The 26,457-nt window shown below is 67.8% G+C and carries 28 protein-coding genes; 9 read left to right on the forward strand and 19 right to left on the reverse strand.

The annotated features are described in order from the left end of the window. Window positions 1-26: 26 nt before the first annotated feature. Both WKC72_RS32130 and WKC72_RS32135 read right to left on the reverse strand, forming a co-directional pair. Complete coding sequence (locus tag WKC72_RS32130; RefSeq protein WP_005238756.1) at window positions 27-440, reverse strand: glyoxalase/bleomycin resistance/extradiol dioxygenase family protein; 414 nt, start codon at window positions 438-440, stop codon at window positions 27-29. A gap of 45 nt (window positions 441-485) precedes the next feature. Beyond that, window positions 486-962 carry a nuclear transport factor 2 family protein gene (locus tag WKC72_RS32135; protein ID WP_009478940.1) on the reverse strand — a complete coding sequence of 159 codons (477 nt, stop codon included), beginning with the start codon at window positions 960-962 and terminating at the stop codon, window positions 486-488. Window positions 963-1,390: 428 nt separating this feature from the next. On the opposite strand from WKC72_RS32135, the gene WKC72_RS32140 reads away from it, so the two are divergent. Continuing rightward, window positions 1,391-2,887: an acetyl-CoA acetyltransferase gene (locus WKC72_RS32140; protein WP_370180807.1), complete on the forward strand. Its 1,497-nt coding sequence runs from the start codon at window positions 1,391-1,393 to the stop codon at window positions 2,885-2,887. Between the two features lie 10 nt (window positions 2,888-2,897). Here WKC72_RS32140 and WKC72_RS32145 read toward each other — a convergent pair whose 3' ends face one another. Then, window positions 2,898-3,458, reverse strand: coding sequence for a PadR family transcriptional regulator (locus WKC72_RS32145; RefSeq protein ID WP_370180808.1), 561 nt, complete (start codon window positions 3,456-3,458; stop codon window positions 2,898-2,900). A gap of 52 nt (window positions 3,459-3,510) precedes the next feature. Between WKC72_RS32145 and WKC72_RS32150 the strand changes: the two genes are divergently transcribed. After that, window positions 3,511-4,689, forward strand: coding sequence for an FAD-dependent oxidoreductase (locus WKC72_RS32150; RefSeq protein WP_370180809.1), 1,179 nt, complete (start codon window positions 3,511-3,513; stop codon window positions 4,687-4,689). Window positions 4,690-4,702: 13 nt separating this feature from the next. Here WKC72_RS32150 and WKC72_RS32155 read toward each other — a convergent pair whose 3' ends face one another. The 8 genes from WKC72_RS32155 to WKC72_RS32190 all read right to left on the reverse strand — a co-directional run bounded on the left by WKC72_RS32155 (window position 4,703) and on the right by WKC72_RS32190 (window position 11,848). Continuing rightward, window positions 4,703-6,487, reverse strand: coding sequence for an ABC-F family ATP-binding cassette domain-containing protein (locus WKC72_RS32155; RefSeq protein WP_037243842.1), 1,785 nt, complete (start codon window positions 6,485-6,487; stop codon window positions 4,703-4,705). Then, window positions 6,487-7,422: a 4-(cytidine 5'-diphospho)-2-C-methyl-D-erythritol kinase gene (locus WKC72_RS32160; protein WP_037243841.1), complete on the reverse strand. Its 936-nt coding sequence runs from the start codon at window positions 7,420-7,422 to the stop codon at window positions 6,487-6,489. Before WKC72_RS32160 ends, WKC72_RS32155 begins: the two co-directional genes overlap by 1 nt. A gap of 73 nt (window positions 7,423-7,495) precedes the next feature. After that, window positions 7,496-8,149, reverse strand: coding sequence for an urease accessory protein UreD (locus WKC72_RS32165; protein WP_128639388.1), 654 nt, complete (start codon window positions 8,147-8,149; stop codon window positions 7,496-7,498). Beyond that, window positions 8,149-8,838, reverse strand: coding sequence for an urease accessory protein UreG (ureG, locus tag WKC72_RS32170; RefSeq protein WP_112300514.1), 690 nt, complete (start codon window positions 8,836-8,838; stop codon window positions 8,149-8,151). The genes WKC72_RS32165 and ureG overlap by 1 nt, the downstream gene beginning before the upstream one ends. Window positions 8,839-8,872: 34 nt before the next feature. Continuing rightward, window positions 8,873-9,505, reverse strand: a complete 633-nt coding sequence (locus WKC72_RS32175) for an urease accessory protein UreF (RefSeq protein WP_112300515.1) — start codon at window positions 9,503-9,505, stop codon at window positions 8,873-8,875. Next, window positions 9,505-11,226 (reverse strand): urease subunit alpha, encoded by a 1,722-nt coding sequence (locus tag WKC72_RS32180; protein WP_128639390.1) that lies wholly within the window; start codon window positions 11,224-11,226, stop codon window positions 9,505-9,507. The genes WKC72_RS32175 and WKC72_RS32180 overlap by 1 nt, the downstream gene beginning before the upstream one ends. Next, on the reverse strand, window positions 11,223-11,537 hold the full coding sequence (locus WKC72_RS32185) for an urease subunit beta (RefSeq protein WP_128642177.1): 315 nt from the start codon (window positions 11,535-11,537) through the stop codon (window positions 11,223-11,225). The genes WKC72_RS32180 and WKC72_RS32185 overlap by 4 nt, the downstream gene beginning before the upstream one ends. A gap of 8 nt (window positions 11,538-11,545) precedes the next feature. After that, on the reverse strand, window positions 11,546-11,848 hold the full coding sequence (locus WKC72_RS32190) for an urease subunit gamma (protein ID WP_037243832.1): 303 nt from the start codon (window positions 11,846-11,848) through the stop codon (window positions 11,546-11,548). A gap of 138 nt (window positions 11,849-11,986) precedes the next feature. Here WKC72_RS32190 and WKC72_RS32195 point away from each other — a divergent pair, with 138 nt between their 5' ends. Further along, a complete protein-coding gene (locus WKC72_RS32195; protein WP_037243830.1) occupies window positions 11,987-13,372 on the forward strand; it encodes a cation:dicarboxylate symporter family transporter in 1,386 nt (461 codons plus the stop codon). On the opposite strand, the gene WKC72_RS32200 is transcribed toward WKC72_RS32195, so the two are convergent. Further along, complete coding sequence (locus WKC72_RS32200; protein WP_370184599.1) at window positions 13,366-14,208, reverse strand: YdcF family protein; 843 nt, start codon at window positions 14,206-14,208, stop codon at window positions 13,366-13,368. The genes WKC72_RS32195 and WKC72_RS32200 overlap by 7 nt on opposite strands. A 227-nt stretch (window positions 14,209-14,435) precedes the next feature. Here WKC72_RS32200 and WKC72_RS32205 point away from each other — a divergent pair, with 227 nt between their 5' ends. Together WKC72_RS32205 and WKC72_RS32210 are read left to right on the forward strand one after the other, a co-directional pair. After that, a complete protein-coding gene (locus tag WKC72_RS32205) occupies window positions 14,436-15,404 on the forward strand; it encodes a YafY family protein (RefSeq protein WP_268792218.1) in 969 nt (322 codons plus the stop codon). A 107-nt stretch (window positions 15,405-15,511) separates the two neighbouring features. After that, window positions 15,512-15,946, forward strand: a complete 435-nt coding sequence (locus tag WKC72_RS32210; protein WP_370180810.1) for a hypothetical protein — start codon at window positions 15,512-15,514, stop codon at window positions 15,944-15,946. A gap of 89 nt (window positions 15,947-16,035) precedes the next feature. Here the strand turns inward: WKC72_RS32210 and WKC72_RS32215 are convergent, their stop codons facing one another. The 5 genes from WKC72_RS32215 to WKC72_RS32235 all read right to left on the reverse strand — a co-directional run bounded on the left by WKC72_RS32215 (window position 16,036) and on the right by WKC72_RS32235 (window position 19,884). Continuing rightward, window positions 16,036-16,239, reverse strand: a complete 204-nt coding sequence (locus tag WKC72_RS32215) for a cold-shock protein (RefSeq protein WP_005255446.1) — start codon at window positions 16,237-16,239, stop codon at window positions 16,036-16,038. A gap of 213 nt (window positions 16,240-16,452) precedes the next feature. Then, window positions 16,453-16,638, reverse strand: coding sequence for a hypothetical protein (locus tag WKC72_RS32220; protein WP_128639394.1), 186 nt, complete (start codon window positions 16,636-16,638; stop codon window positions 16,453-16,455). Window positions 16,639-16,717: 79 nt separating this feature from the next. Beyond that, entirely contained in the window at window positions 16,718-17,608 is an 891-nt protein-coding gene (rsmA, locus tag WKC72_RS32225; RefSeq protein ID WP_112300518.1) for a 16S rRNA (adenine(1518)-N(6)/adenine(1519)-N(6))-dimethyltransferase RsmA, read from the reverse strand. 10 nt (window positions 17,609-17,618) lie between these two features. Continuing rightward, window positions 17,619-18,746, reverse strand: coding sequence for a transglycosylase family protein (locus WKC72_RS32230; protein ID WP_370180811.1), 1,128 nt, complete (start codon window positions 18,744-18,746; stop codon window positions 17,619-17,621). Between the two features lie 22 nt (window positions 18,747-18,768). Next, window positions 18,769-19,884: a resuscitation-promoting factor gene (locus WKC72_RS32235; RefSeq protein WP_037243820.1), complete on the reverse strand. Its 1,116-nt coding sequence runs from the start codon at window positions 19,882-19,884 to the stop codon at window positions 18,769-18,771. Window positions 19,885-20,125: 241 nt separating this feature from the next. On the opposite strand from WKC72_RS32235, the gene WKC72_RS32240 reads away from it, so the two are divergent. Both WKC72_RS32240 and WKC72_RS32245 read left to right on the forward strand, forming a co-directional pair. Beyond that, complete coding sequence (locus tag WKC72_RS32240; protein WP_370180812.1) at window positions 20,126-21,595, forward strand: amino acid ABC transporter substrate-binding protein/permease; 1,470 nt, start codon at window positions 20,126-20,128, stop codon at window positions 21,593-21,595. Next, window positions 21,592-22,362: an amino acid ABC transporter ATP-binding protein gene (locus WKC72_RS32245; protein ID WP_112300521.1), complete on the forward strand. Its 771-nt coding sequence runs from the start codon at window positions 21,592-21,594 to the stop codon at window positions 22,360-22,362. Before WKC72_RS32240 ends, WKC72_RS32245 begins: the two co-directional genes overlap by 4 nt. Window positions 22,363-22,412: 50 nt before the next feature. On the opposite strand, the gene WKC72_RS32250 is transcribed toward WKC72_RS32245, so the two are convergent. Next, window positions 22,413-22,853, reverse strand: a complete 441-nt coding sequence (locus tag WKC72_RS32250; protein WP_370180813.1) for a DoxX family protein — start codon at window positions 22,851-22,853, stop codon at window positions 22,413-22,415. A 138-nt stretch (window positions 22,854-22,991) separates the two neighbouring features. Next, window positions 22,992-23,834, reverse strand: a complete 843-nt coding sequence (locus WKC72_RS32255; protein WP_370180814.1) for a TatD family hydrolase — start codon at window positions 23,832-23,834, stop codon at window positions 22,992-22,994. A 35-nt stretch (window positions 23,835-23,869) separates the two neighbouring features. On the opposite strand from WKC72_RS32255, the gene WKC72_RS32260 reads away from it, so the two are divergent. Further along, window positions 23,870-24,763, forward strand: a complete 894-nt coding sequence (locus tag WKC72_RS32260; protein WP_370180815.1) for an SDR family oxidoreductase — start codon at window positions 23,870-23,872, stop codon at window positions 24,761-24,763. Window positions 24,764-24,816: 53 nt separating this feature from the next. Further along, window positions 24,817-26,376 carry a methionine--tRNA ligase gene (gene metG / locus WKC72_RS32265; RefSeq protein WP_112300525.1) on the forward strand — a complete coding sequence of 520 codons (1,560 nt, stop codon included), beginning with the start codon at window positions 24,817-24,819 and terminating at the stop codon, window positions 26,374-26,376. The last annotated feature ends 81 nt before the right edge of the window (window positions 26,377-26,457 follow it).

Raw genomic sequence — 26,457 nt, forward strand, 5'->3', positions numbered from 1 at the left:
GCCGACAGTAGCCGCGGCCCGGACCTTCAGGCCGACGCGGCCGGATCCGTCGGCCCCACCAGCATCCAGCGGTGACCGAACGGATCGATGAGTGTCGCGTTGCGGTGTCCGTGACCTTCCGAGATCCACCGTTCGACCTTGCCGCCCGCATCGCGGGCACCCACCAGGACGGCATCGGGGTCGTCGACGGACAACATCAGGCTCACGGACGTCGAACCGGATTCCGGCGCGGTCAGGCCCATCTCGGGGAACTCCTCGGCGAGATAGATCATGCCGGTCGGCAACCGCAGTTCCGCATGACCGACCCGGCCGTCGTCCATGACGATCGGCTCACCTACCACCTCGGCGCCGAACACCTTGGAATACCACTCGATGGCCTCGACACCCCGCCGCACCGTCAGGTACGGCAGCGCGCCGGGAACGGGGACGTCCGGAGCCATCGTCACCTCCCAGTGTCCGTGTGGGTCGAGTCCCAGTGTGCTCCCTCAGGCGGACGCCGGAGGTTGCAACATCGCCCACTTGTTGGAGGTGAGCCGGAAACTCGGGAAATCGGAGAGCGCCGCAACCGATTCCCAGGTGCGTTCGTAGCCGGTGTGCGTGATCCGCCAGTTCCCGTCGGGGCACCGAAGATAACGATCGTGATAATAGGCAGAGCCGCGCAACAGCATGCCGTCCTCGGGAATCAGCGTGGTGTCCGCGAGAAACCACACCCCTACCGCGGTGTCACCGGTGACGGTGATCTCGGGTTGGCCGCACTGATGCTCCGTGATGACGTGGGTCCCGAGAGTGTTCTCGAGGAAGGACACGAATGAGTCACGGGAATCGAACGTGAGGTATTCGCTGTACGTCGCCGTGACGTCCGGAACCATCGTGTCGGCGAACTCCACCCACGACTTCGTGTCGAGAGCACGTGAGTAACGGTGCTTGAGCTGCTCGATCTGTTTGATTGCTTCGAGATCCATGACCCCCGCCTCCTGTGCAGCGAACATGCAAGCCCTGGACTGCAGATTAGTCGGATAATCTGCAGGTTCGCCTTGGTTTCCCCCGTTTTGCCCGGATCATGCATATTCAGGCCGTGATCCGGGACACGAAAAGGTTACGAAATGACTGCATGGCCTGCGCAACAGCACGCCACTCACGCTACCTTAGGCTAGCCTCACCTGATGACTGCCCGGGCCTGCGCACTTCCGCCGGCCCGAGGACTCCACACCCCAGCCCACCGTCGTTCGAATTCACCTGCTGCACAGTACTTTTTGATATCCGGCCGATCTCCGCCGGGCCGAAGGACCCGAAAGACCGGACGCCGGACGAGATTGCTGTGACCCCTAATCCACAGGTATCTCGTCCGGCGCTATCGTGACGCTGACGTGGTCACGCGAGAGGGGAATCCATGGATCCGAGCCGCATACCGGTGATCGTCGGAGTCGGCGACATCCGCTCCGGCCGCGCAGGCGATCCGGCCGCCCCGCGTGAACCGCTCGACCTGATCATCGAGGCCGCGCGTGCCGCTCTCGCCGACAGCGGCTCCGCGCACCTCGGCTCCCGGATCGACGCAATCCATGCGGTGAAGACCGTCAGCTGGTCGTACGACGACCTCCCCGGACTGCTGGCCGCCCGGCTGAATCTGCCGTCGCCACGATCGAGCACCTCCCCGATCGGCGGCCACTGGCCCGCCGCGCTCCTCGACCGCGTCGGTGACGACATCGCCGCGGGCCGGTCGGCGGCAGCGCTCCTCGTCGGCGGTGAGTCGCAGGCGACCATGACGGCGCTCCGGAAGTCGGACACCGATCCGGCGTCACTGGGCTGGACGTCGGCGCCGGGCGGTCCTCCCGCCTTCGATCCGGCGGATCTCGGTAGTTCCGCGATGCAGCGGGCCGGCCTGATCGTTCCGACCCGGGTGTACCCGTTGTTCGAGAACCGGGTGGCGCACGAATCGGGTCTGGGCCCCGACGAGTCCCTGTCGGAGTCGGCTCGGATGTATTCGGCCTTCTCCGAACTGGCGGCGAAGAACCCGGCGTCGTGGACATCCGAGGTGTATTCCGCCGAGGAGATCGCCACGGTGGGTCCGGGCAATCGGATGGTGTGCGAGCCGTACCCGTTGATGCTCAACGCCATGCCGTTCGTCGATCTGGCCGCCGCGGTGCTGGTGTGCTCCCTGGCGGTCGCTCGGGACCACGGCGTTCCGGACGACCGCACGGTGTACCTGTGGGGCGGCGCGGGAGCCACCGATCCCGTGGACGTACTGAGCCGCAACGGTTTCGGCACGTCCGCGGCGATGACGGACGCTGTGCACCGGGCACTGTCGCGGGCCTCGATCGACCCCTCGGCGCTCGACATCGTCGACGCGTACAGCTGCTTCCCGGTGGTGCCGAAGCTACTGGTCCGCACGCTCGGCCTGCCCGCAAGCACCGTGCCGAGCGTGACGGGCGGTCACTCCTTCTTCGGTGGTCCTCTCAACAGTTACACGCTGCACTCGATCGCCGAGGTCACCCGCCGACTGCGGGAGGGCGCGGGACCGGCCCTGGTCCACGGCAACGGCGGCTATCTGACGTACCAGCACGTCGTGGTGCTGGCGGGCGCCCCGCATCCGGGCGGCTACGTCGGCGATCCGGAGCCGGCGCGACTCGCGTCGGAGGCGCCGGAACTCGTCACCGGCTACGACGGGCAAGCCGACATCGTCACCTCCACGGTGGAGTACGGCCGGGACGGCGCCCCGGCGACCGGCTTCGTCGTCGCCCACACCCCCGACGGCAGGCGTCTCGCCGGACATACCGGCCCTGAGGAGGCGGTCGCGCTGTCCGCGTTCGCACAGACCCCGGCGCGGTCGGCGATCGGGCGGTCCGTGCACGTCACGGACCGCGACGGGACCCTGTCGGTGCGGTTCTGACGGGCCGGCCCTACCAGCGCAGTTCGCCCGCCGCGACGTCGTCGGCCAGCGACCGGACGTAATCGAGTTCGGCGAGCAGGACCGCCCGCCGGTACTCGTCCTCGACGACGAACAGTCGCGGAAGAAACGTCCGGGCCTCGGCGAGGCCGGCGTCGAGCCCGGCCAGTTGCTGTTCGAGCACCGTGATCCGCGAACGCAGGGCACCGAGCGCGTCGTCGGAGCCGAGACTCGGCAGGAATGCCAGCGCGGCCGGAAATTCCGGGAACTCGCGGGCCGGCTCCGCTACCATCCCCCGCAGCCACTGCGTCAACGTCGTCGCGCCCGTTCCGGTGAGCCGGTACGTCGTGCGTTCGGGGCGATTCTCGGCCCGTTCCGTCGACTCGACCTCGATCAATCCGTCGCGCAGCAGGCGTTCGATCGTCTGGTACACACTGTTGCGCTGCGCGACGTTGACGACCTCGTCCTTGTGCCGCTCCTTGATCAGTTGCTGCATGCGGTAGGCGTGCATCGGCTCTTCCGACAGCATCGACAGCACGGCCATCGCCAGCACGGATCTACGTGGTGAAGACATTCGTCGAGCATATCCGCAGATGCGAATTGGTCATTCTATGTATAGTCACATTATGACTATCACCGTTTCGATCATCGGAGGAGGCATCGCCGGCCCTGTCACGGCGATGGCCATGCAACGGGCCGGCCTCGACCCCGTGGTGTACGAAGCGCACGATCACGGCGCGGACGGCGTGGGCGCATTCCTGACCCTCGCGACCAACGGCCTGGAGGGACTGCACTTACTGGATCTCGATCGTCAGGTCGCCGGACTCGGGATGGACACCCGCGGAATGCGGATCGTCAGCGGAACCGGGAAACAGCTGGCCGAATTCGACAACGGAGGCCTCACCTCCTTCGGCACGCCGTCCCAGACGCTGCGCCGCGCCGACCTCTACCGCACCCTGCGCGACGAGGCAGTGCGACGGGGCGTACGCATTGAGTACGGCAAGCAACTCCGGGACGCCCGCCTGGACGGGGATCGAGTCCACGCCGACTTCACGGACGGCACGACGGCCGAAGGCGATCTGCTCGTCGGGGCCGACGGGCTCCGGTCGCGCACCCGGTCCGTCCTCGACCCGCACGCACCCGACCCCCGGTATCTCGGCCTCCTCAACACCGGCGGATTCGCGACCGGTCTCGCCCTGGACGGCGAACCCGGCGCGGCCCACTTCCTCTTCGGCAAGCGGTGCTTCTTCGGCTATCTCATCCATCCGAGCGGTGACGTCTGGTGGTTCGCCAACCCCGGGCGCCGCACGGAACCGTCGACCGAGGAACTCGCCTCGATCACGCCGGAGCAGCAGCGCGCCGAACTGACCGAGCTGTTCTCCCGTGACGCCGGACCGGCCCTGCAGATCATCGACGCCACCGAGCACATCATCCGGAGCTGGAGCACCTACGACCTTCCGACCGTGCCGACGTGGCGCAACGAGCGGATGGTGATCATCGGGGACGCGGCGCACGCCACGTCACCGTCGTCCGGGCAGGGGGCGTCCATGGCGATCGAGGACGCCGTCGTGCTCGCGCGATGCCTGCGCGAACACCCGGACACCGCCGGCGCCCTCGCAGCGTACGAGACCGCCCGCCGCACCCGGGTCGAGCGAATCGTCGCCCAGGGCAAGCGAAACGGCAGCGGCAAGGCACCCGGACCGGTAGGGCGCGTGATCCGCGACCTGACCCTGCCGACCGTCATGCGGATGGTCGGCCGCCGCGACAGTCTGCGCTGGATGTACGACTACCGGATCGAGTGGTGACCGGGCGGGGTCGCTAGTCCAGCTCGGCGGCCAGCTCCATCCACTGCTCCTCGGTGGCTTCCTTCTCCGCGACGACCTGCTTGAGCTCGGTGTCGAGCTTCTGCAGCCTGTCCGGATCGGTGGCCGCCTCTGCCAGCTTCTCGTGCAGCTTCCGCTCCCGGTCGTCCAGCTTCGCCACCGCACGCTCGAGCCGCGACAGTTCCTTGCGCGCGGTGCGTTCGGCGGCCCCGTCCCGCACCTGCTTGGGGGCCGACGCACCGGTGGCCGTCGACGCCACCGACGGTGCGCCGGTGTCGACCATCTTCGCCCGGCGACGCAGATAGTCCTCGATCCCACCGGGCAGGTTGGTCAGCTTGCCGTCGCCGAACAACGCCCACGTGGAGTCACAGATGCGTTCGATCAGGTACCGGTCGTGGCTGATGACGACCATCGTGCCCGCCCAGCCGTCGAGGATGTCCTCGAGTTGCTGCAGCGTGTCGATGTCGAGGTCGTTGGTCGGCTCGTCGAGCAGCAGTACGTTCGGCTCCGACATCAGCACACGGGTCAGCTGCAGCCGGCGCCGCTCGCCACCGGACAGGTCACCGACCGGGGTCCGCTGCCGGGCCGGCGTGAAGCCCAGCCGTTCGGCGAGCTGCCCGGCCGACACCTCCTTGTCGCCCAACGTGATCCGCTCGGCGACATCCTTGACGGCCTCGAGCACCCGCATGTTCGTCGGCAGGTCGTCGAGTTCCTGACGGAGCCAGCCGATGTGCACCGTCTGCCCCTGGATGCGCTTGCCCGACGCCGGCGCGATCTCCCCGGCGAGTGTGCGCAGAAGCGTCGTCTTGCCGGAGCCGTTGACGCCGACCAGACCGACACGCTCCCCCGGGGCCAACCGCCAGGTGAGGTCGTCGACGAGCACCCGGCCGTCCGGCGTCTCCAGGCGCGCATCCTCGAGTTCGATGACGACCTTGCCGAGGCGGCGCTGCGCGAACGACGCCAGCGCCACGTTGTCGCGGGGCGGGGGGACGTCCGCGATCAACGCCTCGGCGGCCTCGATCCGGTACTTGGGCTTGGACGTGCGGGCGGGTGCACCGCGCCGCAGCCAGGCCAATTCCTTGCGGGCGAGGTTGCGGCGACGTTCCTCGGACGCGTCGGCCTGCCGGGAGCGCTCCGCCCGGGCGAAGATCCAGTCGTTGTATCCGCCCTCGTAGCTTTCGACCTTGCCGCCCACCACTTCCCACGTGCGGTTGGCCACGGTGTCGAGGAACCACCGGTCGTGGGTCACGACGACGAGCGCGCTGCGCCGGCTGACGAGATGTTCCGCCAGCCACTGCACACCCTCGACGTCGAGGTGGTTGGTCGGCTCGTCGAGCACCAGCAGATCGAGGTCCTGGACGAGCGCGGCGGCCAGCGCGACGCGCCGCCGCTCACCACCCGACAGCCCGTCGACCGACACCTCGAGCCCCAGGTTGTCGATCCCGATGCCGGCCAGGATCGACCGGATGCGGGCGTCGCCCGCCCACTCGTGGTCGGCCACACCGAGCGGTCCGAGCACCACGTCGCCGACGCTCGAGCCGGGTGGCAGGACGCCGCGCTGGGTCACCACCGCCATCCGCAGGCCGCCGACCCGGCTGACACGTCCGGAATCGGGCGCCTCCACTCCGGCGAGCACCTCGAGCATGGTGGTCTTGCCACCGCCGTTGAGGCCGACGACGCCGATGCGTTCGCCTTCCTGCACTCCGAGGGATACCGAATCGAGCAGCGGCTTGATGCCGAAGGACTTCGATACCTGCTCGAGATTGATCAGATTCGCCATCAGTGCGATCCCTCCGCCGCGTCGTTGATTATTCGGGCGCCCGGTACGGGTCCGCTGGCGACTCGCACCGTGCGACACACCCCCGCACCTGCGAGTTCTGCGCTGACCCGGACCGCGGCATCCGCTTCAGCACATAAAAAAGCACAGGTCGGGCCGGACCCGGACACGATGCCGGCCAATGCGCCCGCCGCGACCCCGGCACGCAGCGTCCGCCGCAGGCCCGGATTCAGCGACAGCGCGGCCGACTGCAGGTCGTTGCCCAGCAACGGGGCCAGCGTTGCGGCATCCCCCGTCGTGAGCGCGTGCATCAGGTCTTCGGGTCCGCCGAGGCGCGGCGGATTCCCGTCGGCACGCAGCCGGTCCAGCTCCCGGAACACGGTCGGTGTGCTCAAGCCGCCCTTCGCGAGCGCGAGCACCCAGTGGAACGTGCTGCGGGAGAGCACCGGCAGGAGACGCTCGCCGCGTCCCGTCCCGACCGCGGTGCCACCGTGGAGGGAGAACGGAACGTCGCTGCCGAGCTTCGCGGCGAACCCGTCGAGTTCTTCACGCGACAGGTCGAGTTGCCACAGCGCGTTGAGCCCGACCAGCGTCGCTGCGGCGTCCGCGCTGCCACCGGCCATACCCCCGGCCACCGGGATGCCCTTGTCGATGGCGATCTCGACGTCCGGGCGCCGCCCCGACTCGGCCGCGAGCATCTCGGCGGCCTGCCACACGAGGTTGCCGCTGTCGGTGGGTACGACGCGGGCGTCCTCGCCGCGGACCGTCACCGACAGCGTCTCCGCGGGGACCACGGACACCGTGTCGCTGAGCGAGAGCGCCTGGAACACCGTGTTCAGCTCGTGATAGCCGTCGTCGCGCAGGTCCCCGACGGCCAGATGCAGATTGACCTTGGACGGGGCCCTGACTACGACGGGGCGAGGAACGACGGAAAGCACAAGGGTAGAGCTTAGGCGCTCCCGGTACGGGTGCGGAAATGCGCACCATCACGCACTTTGCCGCTCACCTGCGTCACAGGTGCGGGCCGAGCCGGGTGGTGAGGCTGCCGCCGCGCGCCAGGGGCAGACGGGTCCGCGCCGACCGGATGTCGCCCGTGACGTCCGCGGGCCGATCGTCCGGGTACCGCAGTTCACTCGTGACGGCCGCCGGGCCGTCCAGGACGTCGTGCGAGACGGTGCCGACGCCGAGTTCCAGCTGGTGCCGGAGCAGCGGCAGGGCGCCGAGATCGGCGTTCGTGACCCCGACCCAGCGTCCCGTCGTCTCCCCTGCCCGCCCGATCTGCACCCGCTCACGCAACAACAGGGTGGACGACTCGGCGAGGGTCACCGTCGTCTCGACGCGATGCTCCGCGCCGCCCGCGATCACCGTGGGTTCGAGCGCGCAGTCGAGCACGGCGTCGTCCTCGACCTCCACCGACCACTGCGCCGTGGACAGCACACGACCCCGGCCGGGCAGGGCCAGGGACGCCGCGACGCTGCGCAGCGTCAGCCGGGCACCCGACAGCACCCGGACGGTGACGTCCCAGTGGTCGCCGCCGAGCGGGGTCGCGGCGGTGCCGATCACGTGGACCGTGTCGCGGCCGGTGATCCGCGCCGCCAATCCCCCGACCGCGGAGATCCGCGGACTGCGATCGGGGGACGCGACGATCGTCAGTTCGGTGCGCACTACTGGTGCACGTCGGCGAGGGTGCGCACCTGCTCGCGCACCCACTCCAGAGCCGGTCCGGACGACGGGTCCTCCGTCAACGAGATCAGCGCCGTGGGCCTCCCCTCGCGGACCTGCTCGGCGTCGCGGCGCATCACCCCGAGGTCGGCTCCGACCATGGGGGCGAGGTCGGTCTTGTTGATCACGAGGAGATCCGAGAACGTCACACCGGGACCACCCTTGCGGGGAACCTTGTCACCACCCGCGACGTCGACGACGAAGATCTGCACATCGATCAGGCCCGAGGAGAACGTCGCGGTGAGGTTGTCGCCGCCCGACTCCACCAGGATCAGGTCGAGCGGCGGGTTGGCCGCGATCAGGTCGTCGATGGCGTCGAGGTTGGCGGTGATGTCGTCGCGGATCGCCGTATGGGGGCAGCCACCGGTCTGCACAGCGGCGATGCGCTCGTCCGGCAGCACGGCGTGGCGGCGCAGGAAGTCCGCGTCCTCGGTGGTGTAGATGTCGTTGGTGAGCACGGCCAGCGACAACTCTTCGCGCAGTTGCCTGCACAGCGCGGCGACGAGCGCCGTCTTGCCCGATCCGACGGGCCCGCCGATCCCGATCCGGACCGGCTCCCCCGCCACCCGGACCCGCCGGGGACGGTCGTGCTGGTGGTCGTGGGGTTCACCATCGATGAAATGCGGTGGCATGGTTGATCTCTCCTTACTGGGGTACAGCTGAGTGTCACGACACGAACAGGGGGCGATCCCGTAGAACGTGCCGCTCGGCGACGACATCCATGAAGGGGTCGGACACGCTGGACAGTCCGGTCACGCACTGGTCGGCGACGTCGTCGCACAGGTCGGACAGTGCGAACGTGCACGCGGCGACCTGCGCGGGGTCGAGAGCGAGCAGACGCTGCGCGGCGATCGCGGACCCGGTCATGGTGGTGTAGACGACGACCAGCGCAGCTTCGCGGGGCCCGACCGCCGTGACGGATCCGACCACCCCGGAGATCACGGGCAGGTGCGGACGCATCCCGACCGGCGACCAGTCGTGCTCCGGCCACGTGGTGCGGGCCAGCCGCAGCAGACCTCTCCCCTGCGCCCGCGACGACGACCGCGCCGCCGGGGACGGGGTTCGCGCATCCATCTCGGCGTCGGCGCGTTCGGCGGTGAGACGGCCGGCGCACACCGCCGCGGTGATCGATCCCCCGACGAGCCCGGCGGTCCGGATCCGTCGCCGCAGGAACGCCTCCATCGTGGCGACGTCGCGGACGACACCGCTGGCGACGGCCTCCTCGATGCCGCCCGAATGCACGTGACCGCCCGTGGGCAGCCTCGAGTCGGCGAGGGACATCAGGTGAGCGAGGCGCATCAGAACAGGAAGTATCGCTGGGCCATCGGCAGTTCCGCCGCCGGCTGCTCTTCCCACACGTCGCCGTCGATGCGGACCGTGAACGTGTCCGGGTCCACCTCGATCCGCGGCTGCGCGTCGTTGCGGGGCATGTCGGCCTTGCCCCGCGACCGCACGTTCGCGACCGGCACCAGCCGACGGCTCAGGTCGAGCCGATCCGCCAGTCCGTCCTCGAGCGCGTGCGGTGCGACGAAGTGCACGGACGTGGCGGCCGCCGCCTTGGGCGCCGCCCCGAACATCGGGCGCGGAAGCACCGGTTGCGGAGTCGGTATGGACGCGTTGGCATCTCCCATCGCAGCCCAGGCGATCATCCCGCCCTTGATCACCGCGTGCGGCCGGACACCGAAGAACGCCGGATCCCACAGCACCAGGTCGGCGAGCTTGCCGACCTCGACCGATCCGATCTCGTCCTCCAGCCCGTGCGCGACGGCGGGGCAGATCGTGTACTTCGCCACGTAGCGTTGGACGCGCTGGTTGTCGGCGCCGTTGTCGCCTGCCAGGAAACCCCGTCGGCGTTTCATCACGTGCGCCGTCTGCCACGTGCGCAACACGACCTCGCCGATGCGTCCCATCGCCTGCGAGTCGCTGCCGATCATGGAGATGGCGCCGAGGTCGTGGAGCAGATCCTCCGCCGCGATGGTGGACGGCCGGATGCGGCTTTCCGCGAACGCCAGGTCTTCCGGGATCTTCGGGCTCAGGTGATGGCACACCATGAGCATGTCGAGGTGCTCGTCGAGCGTGTTGACCGTGTGCGGGCGGGTCGGGTTGGTCGAACTCGGCAGGACGTTCGCGTGCGCGGCCACCGTGATGATGTCCGGCGCGTGGCCGCCGCCCGCCCCCTCCGTGTGATAGGCGTGGATCGCCCGGCCGGCGATGGCCGCGAGAGTGTCCTCGACGAAGCCGGCCTCGTTCAACGTGTCCGAGTGGAGGGCCACCTGCACTCCCGCAGCGTCCGCGACGGTGAGGCACGCGTCGATGGCCGCCGGAGTCGAACCCCAGTCCTCGTGCAGCTTGAACCCGGAGACGCCGCCGCGCAACTGCTCCCACATCGACTCGGAGCTGACCGTGTTGCCCTTGCCGAGCAGGGCGATGTTCATCGGCCAGCCGTCGAGTGCCTCCAGCATCCGGGCGGTGTGCCACGAACCGGGGGTGACGGTGGTGGCCTTGCTGCCCTCGGCGGGGCCGGTGCCGCCGCCGATCATCGTCGTGATGCCGCCGCCCAGCGCCTCGTCCATGATCTGCGGGCAGATGAAGTGCACGTGGCAGTCGATACCACCGGCAGTGAGGATCTTGCCGTTCCCGGCGATGATCTCGGTGGACGGACCCACCACAAGATCGGGGTGGACCCCCGACATCGTGTCAGGATTGCCCGCTTTGCCGAGCGCGACGATGCGTCCGTCCCGAATACCGATGTCCGCCTTGATGATTCCCCAGTGGTCGACGACCACCACGCCGGTGATCACCGTGTCCGGCGCACCCTCGGCGCGGGTCGCGCGCCCCTGACCCATGGACTCGCGCAACACTTTTCCGCCACCGAACACGGCTTCGTCGCCGGCCAGTCCCGGACCGCCGCTGCGGTCCTCGGTGATCTCGATCAGAAGGTCGGTGTCGGCGAGCCGGATGCGGTCACCGGTCGTGGGACCGAACAGCTCGGCGTAGCGTGCGCGGCTGAGTTCGGTCATGACGCGTCCAGCTTTCCGGGAGGAGTGAGGCTCAGCCCGTGCACTTCACGGGTCCCGCGCAGGGGAACGAGTGAAATCGTCTGCGCGATACCCGGTTCGAAACGCACTGCGGTGCCGGCGGGAATGTCCAGCCGTAGCCCGTGGGCGGCGGAACGGTCGAACCGCAGGGCGTGGTTGGCCTGCGGAAAATGAACGTGGCTCCCGACCTGGACCGGACGGTCACCGGTGTTGACCACCTCGAGTTCGGTGCGGGGAGAACCCTCGTTGAGCTCGATCACGCCCTCGGCGCACACGACTTCACCTGGAATCACGGTCACCCCTACGCAATCGGATCGTGGACGGTGACGAGCTTGGTTCCGTCCGGGAACGTGGCCTCCACCTGCACGTCGTGCAGCATCTCCGGGACGCCTTCCATCACGTCGGACCGGGTGAGCACCTCGCGACCGGACACCATCAGGTCCGCCACCGACCGGCCGTCGCGGGCCCCCTCGAGGATGTGATCCGTGATGAGGGCCACCGCCTCCGGGTGGTTCAACACGAGACCGCGCTGCCGGCGCCTGCGCGCGAGTTCCGCGGCGTAGCTCAGGAGCAGACGCTCCTGCTCGTGGGGCGACAAGCGCATGTGTCCTCCTGCGGTCGGTGCGTCGCAATACTGCCACGAACTGCAGTGTGGCACCGCCCACGCCCGGAACGGGCGCCGTTCTCACCGCGGAAACATTCGTGACACGAACCTGTCACAGCACCTTCCTAGCGTTCCCCCATGGCCATCTCCACTGACGCCCATCCCCCACCCGGCGGCAACGTGTCGACGACCGGGACGCGATCGCCCTGGTACACCAACCTGTTCGTCCAGCTTCTCCTCGGCATCGTCGGCGGCATCACTCTCGGCTGGTTGTGGCCGACGGTGGGATCGGAGCTCAAACCGATCGGCGACACGTTCGTCAAGCTGATCAAGATGCTCATCGCACCGTTGATCTTCACGGTGGTCGTGACGGGAATCGCCAAGGTCGGGGACGTCAAGGCCGTCGGACGAATCGGCGTCAAGGCACTGATCTACTTCACCGCCGTCACCGGGTTCGCCCTGCTCTTCGGGCTGGTCATGGGCAACATCGTCAAGCCGGGCGCCGGATTCGACATCGACCCGGCCACCCTCGCCGACGGCACCGAGCAGGTCGCGGAGAAGACCGGCGGTGGCGAACTCCCCGGCGCCGTCGAGTTCCTCATGGACATCGTCCCCACCAGTGTGGTGGGCGCGTTCGCCGACAACATACTGCTGCAGGTCCTCTTCTTCGCGGTGCTCTTCGGCATCGCGCTGGCCAAGTACGGCGAGCACGGTCCCCCGCTGGTCCTCGAATTCGTCGACCACCTCAGCCACATCATCTTCATCATCATCGGCTGGATCATGCGGCTCGCCCCGATCGGCGCGTTCGGCGCGATGGCGTTCATCATCGGCCAGTACGGAATCTCCACACTCGGCAGCTTCGCCAAGCTCATCGCCTGCTGCTACCTCGCCGGAGCCCTGTTCGTCCTCGTCCTCGCGCTGATCGCGAAGTTCGCCGTGGGACTGAACATCTTCACGTTCATCCGGTACACCAAGGAGGAGTTCGGTCTCGCCCTGGGAACCGCCTCGTCCGAGGCGGTGCTTCCCCGCATCATGACCAAGCTCGTCGGGGCCGGGAACTCGCAGGCCGCGACCGGGCTCGTGGTGCCGACCGGATACTCGTTCAACCTCGACGGGGCCGCGATCTACCTGTCCATCTCGACGCTGTTCCTCGCCCAGGCCACCGGCCACGACCTGTCCGTCGCCGACCAGCTCGGCGCGTTGTTCATCCTGCTTCTCACGTCGAAAGGGATGGCAGGCGTACCCGGATCGTCGTTCCTCGCGCTGTCGGCGACCGCAACCGCGCTCGGAATCTTCCCCGTCGCGGCCGTCGCGGTGCTGCTCGGCGCCGACCGGATCATGGACTCGATGCGGGTGTTCGTGAACCTCCTCGGCAACTGTGTCGCCACCTTCGTCGTCTCGAACTGGGAAGGCCAGCTCGACAAGCAAAAGATGCAGGACGCCGTCCACGGAAGGCTCAGCCCCGGCGGCGCGGATCCCGTCGAGCAGCCGCCGGTCGTGGCCGGGTACGAGTCGCGTCAGTAGCCGGCGGGGATGCCGAACACCCGGATCGCGTCGCGGTACATTCCGAGTTGCTGGTCCTTGGTCAGGGGCATGACTTCGGCGATCAGCTGACCGGCGCTGGTGATCGCGCTCATCGCCCCGACCACCGGTAGTCCGGCGACGTTGAAATCGACCGTTGCCCTGCGGATGTGGTTGGCCGACGTGACGATGATCGCGCCGCCCGCACCGAGCGAGCGCGCGAGCGGAACCGAGTTGAGCGCGTTGCCCACCGTCGATCCGGCACGATGCTCGGGATGGATGCGTTGCGCCGGGACGCCGTGCGACTGCAACCAGCCCTGCATCGCGGCCGCCTCGGTGATGCCGTTCTGCGGGTTGCCGCCGGTAACGATGATCGGCGACATCGGCGAGGCCCACGACTGGACGAGCGCGGCCTGCAGTCGGTTGATCAATTCCGGTCGCATCGCGCCGTCGGGAAGCAGCCCGTAACCGAGGACGATGATCGCGGTGGACGGACCCTGGATGGCCGGAAGTGGGTTCGGCGGCGTGAACGACGCAATTCTGATCGCGTTCAGCATCCCGTCGACGCCGGCGCGCATCCCACCGTCCATAGCGCCCAGCCGGGCGACCGCGGTCTCCCGGGTGATCAGATCGCCCGCGGCGTCGGCGTAGATGGCCTGCAATGCCAGCGCATTGGTGTCGCCGGGTTCTCCGGCGACGGCGCCACCGATGTCCGCCAGGGCGCCACGGGTGTCACCGGCAGCGAATCTGCCCTGCGCGCTGTTGAAGAGGTCGGCGGCCGAGGCGGACGCCGTCGCGGTGGTCGAGACCGCCAGAGCCAGGCAGAAGGCGGCGGTCATGACGGTGGCGAGCAGCGCCCTGACTGCTGAAGAAATGGGCCGAACACGAAACTGCGTCACGCTGAGACCTTTCCGTCGGATTTTCACGAAGTACACATGCGATGGTCCGTGGAGCGTCGGCGCCAGTGTAGTGACACTCGTGGGGCTGGTGGGAAAATCGTTACTTACCGTTACCCGCCGCCGATAGAGGACAGAAGATGTCCGCTATCGATGGCATCCTGAAACGCATGCGGGAAACTTCGGCACGACTCCTCCGGCTGCTGTCCCTGCTTCAGACCCGAAAGGACTGGTCCGGGGCAGAACTCGCCGACCGGCTCGGCATCACCCCACGCACGGTCCGGCGAGACGTGGAGAAACTCCGCGACCTCGGGTACCCCGTCGACGCGACGGTCGGGGTGGGCGGTGGCTACCAGCTCGGCGCGGGCGCGGAAATGCCGCCCCTGCTGCTCGACGACGAAGAGGTCCTGGCCGTCGCACTCGGCCTGCAATCCGGCGCAACCGGCTCGGTGGTCGGCATCGGGGAGGCGTCCATACGAGCGCTCACCAAACTCCGGCAGGTGATGCCGTCCCGCCTGCGGCACCGCCTCGAGGCGCTGCAGGTCGACGTGGTCCACCGCGAGCCCGCGAAGAGCGCCGTCGACGCGCAGGTCCTGTCAGCCGTCGCCTCGGTGTGCCACAACCACGAACGACTCCGGTTCGACTACCGCACCCACGACGGCACCGAGAGCCGCCGTGAAGTGGAGCCCTACCGGCTCGTCCGCTCCGGGCTGCGCTGGTACCTCGTCGCCTGGGACCTCACCCGCGCGGACTGGCGGTCGTTCCGGCTGGACCGCCTGACACCCAAGATCCCGACGGGACCGCGGTTCGTGCCCCGCGAACTGCCACCCGGCGGCGCCGCCGAATTCGTCGCACGGGGCATCAACCGCGCCGTCACCCGGATCCGCGCACGGGTGCTGCTGCACGCGTCGATCGACGAGATGGCAGCCCTGGTACACGAAGACTGGGGAACCCTCGAAGAAATGCCCGACGGACGATGCGCGGTGGCGCTCGGCGGCGACTCCGTGCCGTCGATAGCCAACTGGCTCAGCGCATTCGGCGTCGACTTCACCGTCCTCGACCCTCCTGAGCTGCGCGAAGAGTGCCGACGGGTGGGTGAGCGTCACCGCCTCTTCGCCGACCGCTACGGTAACGCCTGACCGAGACGCCGTTCAGCCGTCGCCGTGGACCGAAAATCCGTGGAACCGAACGGTCCTGCGCGGCGTCCAACTCAGGAGACGACAAGGAAAGGTCGGGGTAGTCGGGGATGCAGCACACGATTGTCGAGGAGGGGCGCGCGCGGGCGCCTGCGGGGACGGGAACAGTCGGGAGGGTGCTCGTCGGGGGCCATCTGGCGCTCGGGGGCGCAACGGTGGTGATCATGGCGTTCTCGTTGGCGTTCGTGTGCACCCTCGACAACGGAACCCAGCCGTGGACGTGGCCGAGCAGGTATTCGACGGCCTGGTTCGTCACCGCGACCATCCTCGCCACCACACTGTGGGCGCTGTTCGTGACGGGTGTGGTGATCTTCTCGTCGACGCCCCGGCGGGCGCTCGGCACGGCCACGTTCTTCGTGGCCGCGGCGCTCGGTGCCGCTGCGGTGATCGGGCTGTTCGGTCCGTCGGAGAATTCCGCGCTGCAACTCTGGCTGGTCTGCGCCATGAATCTCGGGTACCAGGCCGCTCACCTGCGGTCGGCGTAGCCGGGCAGAAACGAGTCAAGGCCCCACTCTGACGAGTGGGGCCTTGCTCGAACGTCATGTCCCGGCGAACCGGGAAGTCATGGCCGTTCTCAGATCAGGGTGACGCCGGTGGCCTGCGGGCCCTTGTTGCCCTGGCCGATCTCGAACGAAACGCGCTGATTCTCCTCGAGCGTGCGGAAGCCGCCGCTCTGGATCTCCGAGTAATGGACGAACACGTCAGCGCTGCCATCCTCGGGGGCGATGAAGCCGAACCCCTTCTCGGAGTTGAACCACTTCACGATGCCCTCTGCCATGTAAATCTCCTCTAACACAGTAACTTCTTCAGGCAACCGGCTCGGTTACCTGGGTCATTGAACACGACCGTCTATGACAATTCCTGTGGAGGACGTCCAAACGCTCGCAACCATCGATTTGCGAGCGTGGGAAACACAAACACAAAACTTACGACCTCCAATAGTGAACCACACATCTGGTCGGTTGTCTCCCCCGGGCCGAACTCGCGCAGGTCAGGGGATGAAATTGGCGTACACACCGGGGGCAACGGGCGCCACGATCCCCTCCGGCGCCCACGGCGCACCCTGACCGGGGAGGACGGTCACGCTCCCCGTCACCGACACCACCACGGTCCCGCTGCCGGTGGGCACGACGCGCTCGTCGTAGAAGCCGGCGAACTGCGGAAAGTCCTTGCTCACCCGGTACGAACCCGAGGCCCCGGTTGTCCCGGAACCGGCCCCCGTGAGTACTTGTCAACGTCCCGCGGTTGACAAGTACTCACGGCTGGGTGGCGGCGAGGCGTACGAAGGCTGCGGCGTCGAGAGTCTCGCCGCGGGTGGACGGCGTGATGCCGGCCTCGAGCAGCCGTCGCTCCGCCTCGGCGGGCGATCCCGCCCAACCACCGAGCGCGGCTCGTAAAGTCTTGCGGCGCTGAGCGAAAGCCGCGTCGATCACGGCGAACACGCGGCGCCGGTGTGCGTCATCGACGGGCCACGGCGGTTCGGCGTACCGGTCGATGCGCACGAGACCCGACTCGACTTTCGGGACGGGCCAGAACACCGCGCGCCCGACGGCGCCCGCGCGCCGCACGGCGCCGAAGAAATTGGCCTTCACGCTCGGCACGCCGTAGATCTTGCTGCCGGGGGACGCCGCCAGCCGGTCGGCCACCTCGGCCTGCACCATCACCAGAGCGGTTCGGAGACTGGGAAGTTCGGAGAACAGGTGCAGCAGCACGGGCACCGCCACGTTGTACGGCAGATTCGCGACGAGCGCCGTGGGTTCACCGGGGATCTCGGACGGCTTGACCCGCATCGCATCCGCGCCGACCACGGTCAGCCGGTCCGCGAGTTCCGGAGCACGGTCGGCGACCGTGACCGGGAGCCGCGCCGCGAGGTTGGGGTCGATCTCGACGGCGATCACCTTGTCGACGACGTCGAGTAGCGCCAACGTCAGCGAACCGAGGCCGGGCCCGACCTCGAGGACCGTGTCCTCGCGTCCCACGCCTGCGGTCGCGACGATGCGGCGCACCGTGTTCGCGTCGTGCACGAAGTTCTGCCCCAGCTGTTTGGTGGGGCGCACGCCGAACTCCTCGGCTAACGCGCGCACCTCGGCGGGGCCGAGCAGTGCGGCCTGACCTCGAGCGACGGGGGGTACTTCGGCTTCGGACACCAGGCGAACTTTAACGCACGCCGAGCCTGCCCGAGCACGACGGCCACGCTCCCCAGCCCTGCGTCTTCTGCGTCTGCGACGCGACGGCGATCTGTTCCTCGCGGGTCGCGAGGTCGGCGCGCGGCGCGTACTTGAGGCCGCCCTGGCGCTCCCACGTGTTCTGGTCGAACTGGACGCCGCCGAAGAATCCGTTGCCGGTGTTGATGGCCCAGTTGCCGGTGGCCTCGCACTGGGCGAGCGCGTCCCAGACCGAACCGTTCTCGACGGGCGGCACCTCGGTGCCCGGCTTCGCGCCGACGCGGATCACCTTCGGCTGGGCGGGCGTCGTGACCGTCGCGGACACCTGGTTGCGTCCGACTTCCTTGCCGTTGACGGTGTTGACCGCGAACGTAACGTCCTGGACGCCGGGCACTCCCGGGTTCTCGAGCACGGTGCGACTCTTGTTCATCGTCGGATCCTCGATGCGCTGCTCCTCCGGAGCCAGCGGCAGCGTCTCGACCTTCGTCTCGGTGCGGTCGCGGGTGACGGTCACGTCCATGCCCTCGGTCAGCGGGGTGTCCGAGGCCGGGACGACGGTGTCGGCCTGCTCGAGCGGTGCGCCGTGCGCGGCGAGGAACTCGCCGACCGTCGGCGCGGCCATGCGCACGTCGGTGGCCGGCAGCGCGCCGTCGGCGAGCTTCACGACGAGCGGATTGAGCACCTCGAGGGCCGCACCGTCGAGCGGAAGTCGCTGCGAACGGGATGCGGACACGTGCACGTCCTCGCCGAGTTCGAACTGCTTCAGCGCGTCCTCGACGGTGAGCGCGGTGGTCCATACCGTCTTGGGCTGACCGTCCACCGTCAGCGACACCTCACGCGCGCGGCGCAGCACCACGGTGTCCCCGTCGGACAGGGTCGCGTCGCGTTCCGGTGCCACGGCGTCGCGGTCGCTGATCGAATAGCCGGCGTCGGACAGGGCGGCGTCGACGCTCGTGGTCATGGTGCTCAGCGAGATCTTCTCGCCGTCCACGTCGAGTGTGACGTTCTTGTGCCGGACCACGGCCATCACTCCGCCTGCGATCAGTGTGGCGAGAAGCAGGGCCACCACGGTGTAGAGCAGCGGCGAGCGAGCCGAGTTGATCTTCGCGAAGGGCGACATCGTGTTCCTTTACTTCAGACCGTCAGCGGAGTCCGAGCTTGCTGGTGCAGGCGGGCCATGCGCCCCAGCCCTGCGCCGCCTGGACCTTCTCGGCGACGGAGATCTGCTGTTCGCGGGATGCGAGGTCGGCGCGGGCGGCGTACTGGCTTCCGCCGAACGCCTCCCAGGTGCTCTGGGTGAACTGCAGTCCGCCGAAGAACCCGTTGCCGGTGTTGATGGCCCAGTTGCCGGTGGCCTCGCAGTGCGCGATCGAATCCCAGGTGGAGGCGTTGGAGATGGCGAGTTCCTTCACACCGACCTTGACCAGTGCCGGCGCGGGCTCGCGGAGCACCTGTGAGCTGAGCTCCTGACGTCCGGCCTCGACACCGTTGACCGTCTTCACGGATGCGGTGACGGTGCGCTCGCCGGGGGCTCCCGGGTTCTCGACGACGGTCTTGCCCTTGTCCAGCGCGGGATCCTCGACGCGGTTCTCGGGCGGTGCGATGGGCAGCGTCTCGGTGCGGGTCTCGGTGCGGTCGCGGGTCACGTGGATCTCGGTGCCTTCGACGACGGGGGCGTCGGCGGGCGGAACGACGGTGTCGGCCTGCTCGAGCGGGGCGCCGTTGGCGGCGAGGAGCTCACCGACGGTGGGGGCTGCCAGTCGGACGTCCGTGAGCGGTGCGCCGCCGTCGGCGACCTTCACGAGCTTGGCGTTGACGACCTCGAGCGAGGTGCCTTCCAGCGGCAGGCGCTCGGAGCGGGACGCCGAGACGTGGACGTCGTCGGCGAGTTCGAACTGCTTCAGTGCGTCGTCGACGGTGAGGGCGGTGGTCCACACGGTCTTCGGCTGCCCGTCGACCGTGAGGTCGATCTCGCGGGCCCGCCGCAACACCACGGTGTCGCCGTCGGAGAGTGATGCGTCGGCTGCGGGAGCGACGGCGTCACGCTCGCTGACGGGGTACCCGGCGTCGTCGAGCGCGCCGCCGACGTCGGAGGCCATCGTGCCGAGCGAGATGGTCTCACCGTCGACGTCGAGCGTGACGGTCTTGTGCCGCGCCACTGCCAGCGCACCGCCCACGACGAGCGTCGCGAGCAGTGCCGCGACGACTACGTAGAGAAGGGGCGATTTGGCGTTGTTGATTCTGGCTAAAGGCGACACATGAAATCCCAAGGCTGGCGAAGGTTTGATCACGGTACGGTAACGAATCGGCGATGGTCTGGCAACTTTGCCGCTACGACCTGCGTGCGAGATCACGAAAAGGTTGAGATCGGGGACAGTTTTCGCTTCACCGCGAAGGATCCCTTCTGGTCCGGACCACGCCCGGAACGCAGTATCTTGCGACATGCACCAAGAAGCCCGGAAGCGACCGGGCACTACTGACTGAGAAAGCTGGGGTTCCGTGCGCAGCAGATCCGATCGACTTCTGAGACTCGTCAGACGTCCGAGAGTGCCCGCGGTGATCGCCGCGCTGACGCTGCTCGTCACACTCGTCGCGCCCGGCCTCGCCGGCGCACAAGAGCCCGCTCCGGGCAACAACTACACCATCGCCACCGACATCACGTTCGCCCCGTTCGAGTTCCAGGACGAGAGCGGCAAGCTCGTCGGAATCGACATGGACCTCCTCGCCGCCATCGCCGAGGACCAGGGGTTCACCTACCAGGTCAACGCTGTCGGATTCGACGCCGCACTCCAGGCGGTCACGGGCGGTCAGGCCAACGGCATGATCGCCGGCATGTCGATCACCGACGCCCGCAAGGCGACGTTCGACTTCTCCGATCCGTACTTCGAGTCGGGTGTTCAGATGGGCGTGCTCGAGAGCAACGACTCGATCACCTCGTACGAGGACCTGCGCGGCAAGTCCGTCGCGGTCAAGAACGGCACCGAGGGCGCCACGTACGCCGAGTCCATCAAGGACCAGTACGGCTTCACCACCAAGTACTTCGCCGACTCGTCGAGCATGTTCGACGAGGTCCGCACGGGTAACTCGGCGGCCGTGTTCGAGGACTACCCCGTCCTCGCGTACGGCATCAAGCAGGGAAACGGCTTCAAGACCGTCACCGACAAGGTCCCGGGCGCCAGCTACGGGTTCGCCGTCGCGAAGGGCCAGAACGCGCAGCTCCTGCAGGAGTTCAACACCGGCCTCGCCAACCTGAAGGCCAGCGGCCAGTACGACGAGATCCTCGACACCTACCTCAACTCCGACGCATCCGACGACGACAACTCGATCCTGGGCCTGATCAAGAGCACCTACCCGCTGCTGCTCGAGGGTTTGTGGCTCACGATCGTCCTGACCGTGATCTCGATCGCCATCGCGCTCGTCCTCGGCGCGATCTTCGGCCTGTTCCGGGTGTCGACCAACATCGTCCTGCGCGGCATCGGCACCACATACGTGGACGTGTTCCGCGGCACCCCGCTGCTGGTGCAGGCCTTCTTCATCTACTTCGGCATCCCGGCGGCACTGGACTTCCAGATGTCGGCGTTCACGGCGGGCATCATCACGCTGAGCCTCAACGCCGGCGCGTACATGGCCGAGATCGTGCGCGGCGGCATCCTGTCCGTCGACAAGGGGCAGATGGAAGCGTCGCGAAGCCTCGGCATCAGCTACCTGAAGTCGATGCGGAAGGTCGTGATGCCACAGGCCGTGCGGACGATGATCCCGTCGTACATCAACCAGTTCGTGATCACGCTGAAGGACACGTCGATCCTGTCCGTGATCGGGCTCGCCGAGCTGACTCAGACGGGGCGGATCATCATCGCCCGCAACTTCCAGTCCTTCAACATGTGGCTGATCATCGGCGTGATGTATTTCATCATCATCATGGCGTTGACGAAGCTGTCGAACCGGCTCGAGAAGAGGATCAACAAGTGACCGAGACACCGGTGACAGAGAACAAGGCCGAGACCGCCGACCCGAAGATCCGGGTGAAGGGTCTGAAGAAGTCGTTCGGCGACAACGAGGTCCTCAAGGGTCTCGACGTCGACATCGCGAGCGGTGAAGTGGTCTGCGTGATCGGGCCGTCGGGTTCCGGCAAGAGCACGTTCCTGCGCTGCCTCAATCGGCTCGAGGACATCACGGACGGCAACGTCGTGGTCGACGGGTTCGACGTGAGCGACAAGAAGATCGACATCGATCAGGTGCGTCAGCACATCGGCATGGTCTTCCAGCACTTCAACCTGTTCCCGCACATGACGGCGATCGAGAACGTGATGCTCGCGCCCGTGCAGACCAAGCGCGCCTCCAAGGAGGAGGCGCGGGCGACGGCGGTCCGGCTCCTGGAGCAGGTCGGGCTGGCGGAGAAGGCGGACGCGAAACCGGCGAACCTGTCCGGTGGGCAGAAGCAGCGCGTCGCGATCGCGCGGGCCCTGGCGATGAACCCGGACATCATGCTGTTCGACGAGGCCACCAGCGCTCTGGACCCCGAGATGGTGGGCGAGGTGCTGCAGGTTCTGCGCGACCTCGCGAAGGGCGGCATGACGATGGTCGTGGTCACGCACGAGATGGGCTTCGCCCGCGAGGTGTCCGACCGGGTGATCTTCATGGCCGACGGTTACGTGGTGGAGGAGGGAACTCCGGAGCAGATCTTCGGCAACCCGCAGCAGCCCCGCACCCAGGACTTCCTGAACAAGGTCCTCTGACACGTGAGTGGCGAAGCGTGCCGGGGCACGCTTCGCCACTCACATCGGGATCAGACGGTGGCGCGTTCCTTCGCGGCCCACGGCACCTTGTCGCCGAGCAGTCCGTCGACACCGAACCGGCCCGATCCGACGACGGCGAGCAGCAGCGAGCCGACGCCGAGGGCCAGCACCAGCTCGTAGCCGCCCTCGCTCGCGAAGATTCCCTTGTCGACGTGCACGAGGAAGAAGGCGCCGACCATGTCGAGGAAGAGCAGGATGCCGAAGATCGGGACGGCCGCCCCGATGATGAGTGCGATCCCGCCGATCAGCTCGATCCACGTCGCGAGGAACGCCGAGACGCCGGGAAGCGGAACTCCCATGGCCTCGAAGCCGGCGGTCGTGGCGTCGAGTCCGTTGGTGAAGGCCTTCTGCCAGCCGTGGGCGAGGAAGATGATGCCGATGCCCACGCGGGTGACGAGGATTCCCAGGCTTCGAACTGCGGGGTTGTTCATGGATGTGCCTTTCATCGAGGTGTCCCCGCGCGACCGGGACGACCGTTGGTTGAACAAGCAACGATCCTAAGTTCTCTAACTTGAAACTTCAACATAAGGCAATCGGCCCTGTGCGCGCCCGACGAGTCCAGGGACTCGCTAACCACTCACGGGCCGGAGGCCGTACACACGCTCGGCGGTCGCGGTGGACGCCTTCGCCAGGTCGTCCGGATCCTCGCCCCGGATCTCGGCGAGCGCCCGGACCGTGTACGGGAGGCAGTACGGCTCGTTGGGAGCGCCCCTGAACGGATGCGGGGTGAGGAACGGCGCATCCGTCTCGACGATCAGCTGATCCGACGGCACCAGTGGGGCCGCCTCCCGCAAGGCCTTCGCGTTCTTGAAGCTGACGGTGCCGGAGAAGCTCAGGACGTAACCGGCGTCGACGCACTCGCGCGCCATCTCGGCGTCCGAGGAGAAGCAGTGGAAGATCACCGACTCCGGCGCACCCTCCTCGCGCAGCACCTGCAGCAGCGCCTGGTCTGCCTCCCGGTTGTGGATCATCAGCGTCTTCCCGAGCCGCTTCGCGAGGTCGATGTGCCAGCGGAAACCCTCGGTCTGCTCGGGGACCGTGGCGCAGCCGTCGAGTTTCCCGGGCCAGTAGAAGTCGAGTCCCGTCTCCCCCACCGCGACCACCCGGGGATCACCGGCGAGCCGCTCGATCTCCGCCCTGGTCGCGTCGTCGAGCACATTCGCCCGGGTCGGGTGGATGGCCACGGCCGCGTACACGCGGGAATCCCAGTGGGCCGCGTCGACGGCGAACTGCGCGGCCGCCAGGTCGTCGGCCACCGTGACCACCCGCTCCACTCCGACCGCGGCGGCCCGGTCGACGATCGCCGTGACGCTCGCGGCGTCCGATGCTCCACACGCGTCGAGATGGGTGTGCGAATCGACGAGCGGGAACAGCGGCGCAGGGGCATCCGGGGCGGGACGGTCTTTGCTCATGCGGACATTGTCGACGCCGCCGCCGCACGTGTCACATGCGGTACTTTCTCCCGGACGGGGAGGGAGCCGTGTCCATGACTTCGAGCTCGATGAACGGCCGCGTGATCGCGGTGACCGGCGGTGCGAGGGGAATCGGGAGGGAGATCGCCCGACAGCTGGCACTGGCCGGTGCACGGGTCGCGATCGGCGACGTCGACGGCGCCGCGGCCCGCCGGACCGCGGACGAACTCGGCCGGGCGGGCGAGACGGTGGAGGGCCTCGAACTGGACGTCACCGACACCGGGTCGTTCTCGGCATTCCTCACGGCCGTCGAGGACCATTGGGGCCCGATCGACGTGCTCGTCAACAACGCGGGCGTCATGTGGGTCGGAAGGTTCGACGAGGAACCCGAATCCGCGACGGACCGGCAGCTCGCCGTGAACCTGCACGGGGTCATCCGCGGGGTGAGACTGGCGGCGCCGGCGATGCGTGCGCGCGGCCACGGTCAGATCGTCACGGTCGCGTCGGCAGCGTCGAAGGTCGCACCACCCGGCGAGTCGACGTACGCCGCGACGAAACACGGCGTGCTCGGCTACCTGACCGGTGTCCGCGAGGAGCTGCGCGGGTCGGGCGTGCAGATCTCGGTGATCATGCCGGGTGTCGTCGACACCGAACTCGCCGCCGGAACGGCGACGGGGGCGGCAAAACTGCTGACCCCCGCCGACGTCGCGAAGACCGTGGTCGCGGTGATCCACCGGCCCCGGTTCGAGGTGACCATCCCCCGGTACGTCGGCCCGCTCGCCCGGCTGGTCACCGTCTTTCCGCAGTTCGCCCGCGACTTCGCGATCAGACGGATGGTCCCCGACCAGGTCAGGTCCACGAACAAGGCGGCCCGCGCGGCGTACGAGTCACGCGCCGTCACCGACGAGGACGGCACCGGACCGGCCTAGAACCCGAATCTGCGCGTCACGAAACGGCGGCGCGCAGATAGAGTGGTCGCACCATGAATGCTGCTGATTCCACCGCCTCGCGGCCACCTTTCTATCTGACGACGGCGATCGCGTACCCGAACGGCGTCCCGCACATCGGCCACGCCTACGAGTACATCTCCTCCGACGCCCTCGCACGCTTCAAGCGTCTGGACGGGTTCGACGTCTATTTCATGACGGGAACCGACGAGCACGGTCTGAAGATGCAGCAGACGGCGGCCAAGGAAGGCATCGACGTCCGTGAGCTCGCCGCGCGGAACTCGGACGTGTTCGAGGCCATGGACAAGACGTTGAACATCTCCTTCGACCGGTTCATCCGCACCACGGATGCCGATCACGAAGAGGCCAGCAAGGCGATCTGGCAGAAGATGCTCGACAACGGCGACATCTACCTCGACACGTACTCGGGCTGGTACTCGGTCCGCGACGAGGCGTTCTACACCGAGGCCGAGACCACGCTGCAGGACGACGGTTCACGCCTGTCCACCGAGACGGGCACCCCGGTCGAGTGGACCGAGGAGTCCACGTACTTCTTCAAGCTGTCCGAGTACCAGGACAAGCTGCTCCGGCTGTACGAGGAGAACCCCGACTTCATCGCCCCCGCGACGCGGCGGAACGAGATCGTCAGCTTCGTCAAGGGCGGACTGAAGGACCTGTCGATCTCCCGCACGACGTTCGACTGGGGCGTTCCCGTTCCCGACCATCCCGAGCACGTCATGTACGTGTGGGTGGATGCGCTCACCAACTACCTGACCGGCGCCGGATACCCGGATACCGACTCCGAGCAGTTCGGCAAGTACTGGCCGGCGAACCTGCACATCATCGGCAAGGACATCACCCGGTTCCACACCGTGTACTGGCCGGCGTTCCTGATGTCGGCGGGAATCGAACTGCCGAAGCGCGTCTTCGTGCACGGATTCCTCTACAACAAGGGCGAGAAGATGTCGAAGTCGGTCGGCAACGTCGTCGACCCCGTCGCCATGGTGGAGCAGTACGGCCTCGACGCTGTGCGCTTCTTCCTGCTCCGCGAGATCTCCTACGGTCAGGACGGCAGCTACAGCCACGAGGCCATCGTCACCCGGATCAACGCCGACCTGGCGAACGAGCTCGGCAACCTCGCGCAGCGGTCGCTGTCGATGGTCGCGAAGAACTGCGACGCCCAGGTCCCGGCCCCCGGCGAGCTGACGGAGGACGACACGGCGATGCTCGCGCAGGCGGATGCGCTGCTCGAGCGGGTTCGCGCCGAATACGACGTCCAGGCACTGCATCTCGCGCTGGAGGCGATCTGGTCGGTTCTGGGCGAGACCAACCGGTACTTCTCCAAGCAGGAGCCCTGGGTTCTGCGGAAGACGGATCCGGAGCGGATGGCGACGGTGCTGTACGTGACGCTCGAGGTGGTGCGGATCGTGGGCATCCTCGTGCAGCCGGTGATGCCGGACGCAGCGGAGAAGATCCTCGACCTGCTGGGTCAGAAGGCCGACGCGCGGCAGTTCGGCGACCTTCCGACGCGCATCGTGGCGGGCACCCCGTTGCCCGCGCCGTCGGGCGTGTTCCCGCGTTACGTGGAGGACTGATCCGGGCGGGGTTCGTTCTTGTCGGACCCCGCATGCACACTCTCCCCCATGACGCCGAATAGAACATACATTCGATCTCCT

This window comes from Rhodococcus wratislaviensis, assembly GCF_041228765.1.
In the GTDB taxonomy this organism is placed as follows: Bacteria; Actinomycetota; Actinomycetes; order Mycobacteriales; family Mycobacteriaceae; genus Rhodococcus_F; species Rhodococcus_F wratislaviensis.

Excerpts from the sequence above, each read along its gene's own strand:
- WKC72_RS32130 (WP_005238756.1), bottom strand. The coding sequence starts at position 440 with ATGGCTCCGGACGTCCCCGTTCCCGGCGCGCTGCCGTACCTGACGGTG.
- WKC72_RS32135 (WP_009478940.1), bottom strand. The coding sequence starts at position 962 with ATGGATCTCGAAGCAATCAAACAGATCGAGCAGCTCAAGCACCGTTAC.
- WKC72_RS32140 (WP_370180807.1), top strand. The coding sequence starts at position 1,391 with ATGGATCCGAGCCGCATACCGGTGATCGTCGGAGTCGGCGACATCCGC.
- WKC72_RS32145 (WP_370180808.1), bottom strand. The coding sequence starts at position 3,458 with ATGTCTTCACCACGTAGATCCGTGCTGGCGATGGCCGTGCTGTCGATG.
- WKC72_RS32150 (WP_370180809.1), top strand. The coding sequence starts at position 3,511 with ATGACTATCACCGTTTCGATCATCGGAGGAGGCATCGCCGGCCCTGTC.
- WKC72_RS32155 (WP_037243842.1), bottom strand. The coding sequence starts at position 6,487 with ATGGCGAATCTGATCAATCTCGAGCAGGTATCGAAGTCCTTCGGCATC.
- ureG (WP_112300514.1), bottom strand. The coding sequence starts at position 8,838 with ATGCCACCGCATTTCATCGATGGTGAACCCCACGACCACCAGCACGAC.
- WKC72_RS32175 (WP_112300515.1), bottom strand. The coding sequence starts at position 9,505 with ATGCGCCTCGCTCACCTGATGTCCCTCGCCGACTCGAGGCTGCCCACG.
- WKC72_RS32180 (WP_128639390.1), bottom strand. The coding sequence starts at position 11,226 with ATGACCGAACTCAGCCGCGCACGCTACGCCGAGCTGTTCGGTCCCACG.
- WKC72_RS32190 (WP_037243832.1), bottom strand. The coding sequence starts at position 11,848 with ATGCGCTTGTCGCCCCACGAGCAGGAGCGTCTGCTCCTGAGCTACGCC.
- WKC72_RS32195 (WP_037243830.1), top strand. The coding sequence starts at position 11,987 with ATGGCCATCTCCACTGACGCCCATCCCCCACCCGGCGGCAACGTGTCG.
- WKC72_RS32200 (WP_370184599.1), bottom strand. The coding sequence starts at position 14,208 with ATGACCGCCGCCTTCTGCCTGGCTCTGGCGGTCTCGACCACCGCGACG.
- WKC72_RS32205 (WP_268792218.1), top strand. The coding sequence starts at position 14,436 with ATGCGGGAAACTTCGGCACGACTCCTCCGGCTGCTGTCCCTGCTTCAG.
- WKC72_RS32210 (WP_370180810.1), top strand. The coding sequence starts at position 15,512 with ATGCAGCACACGATTGTCGAGGAGGGGCGCGCGCGGGCGCCTGCGGGG.
- WKC72_RS32215 (WP_005255446.1), bottom strand. The coding sequence starts at position 16,239 with ATGGCAGAGGGCATCGTGAAGTGGTTCAACTCCGAGAAGGGGTTCGGC.
- WKC72_RS32230 (WP_370180811.1), bottom strand. The coding sequence starts at position 18,746 with ATGTCGCCCTTCGCGAAGATCAACTCGGCTCGCTCGCCGCTGCTCTAC.
- WKC72_RS32250 (WP_370180813.1), bottom strand. The coding sequence starts at position 22,853 with ATGAACAACCCCGCAGTTCGAAGCCTGGGAATCCTCGTCACCCGCGTG.
- WKC72_RS32255 (WP_370180814.1), bottom strand. The coding sequence starts at position 23,834 with ATGAGCAAAGACCGTCCCGCCCCGGATGCCCCTGCGCCGCTGTTCCCG.
- WKC72_RS32260 (WP_370180815.1), top strand. The coding sequence starts at position 23,870 with ATGCGGTACTTTCTCCCGGACGGGGAGGGAGCCGTGTCCATGACTTCG.
- metG (WP_112300525.1), top strand. The coding sequence starts at position 24,817 with ATGAATGCTGCTGATTCCACCGCCTCGCGGCCACCTTTCTATCTGACG.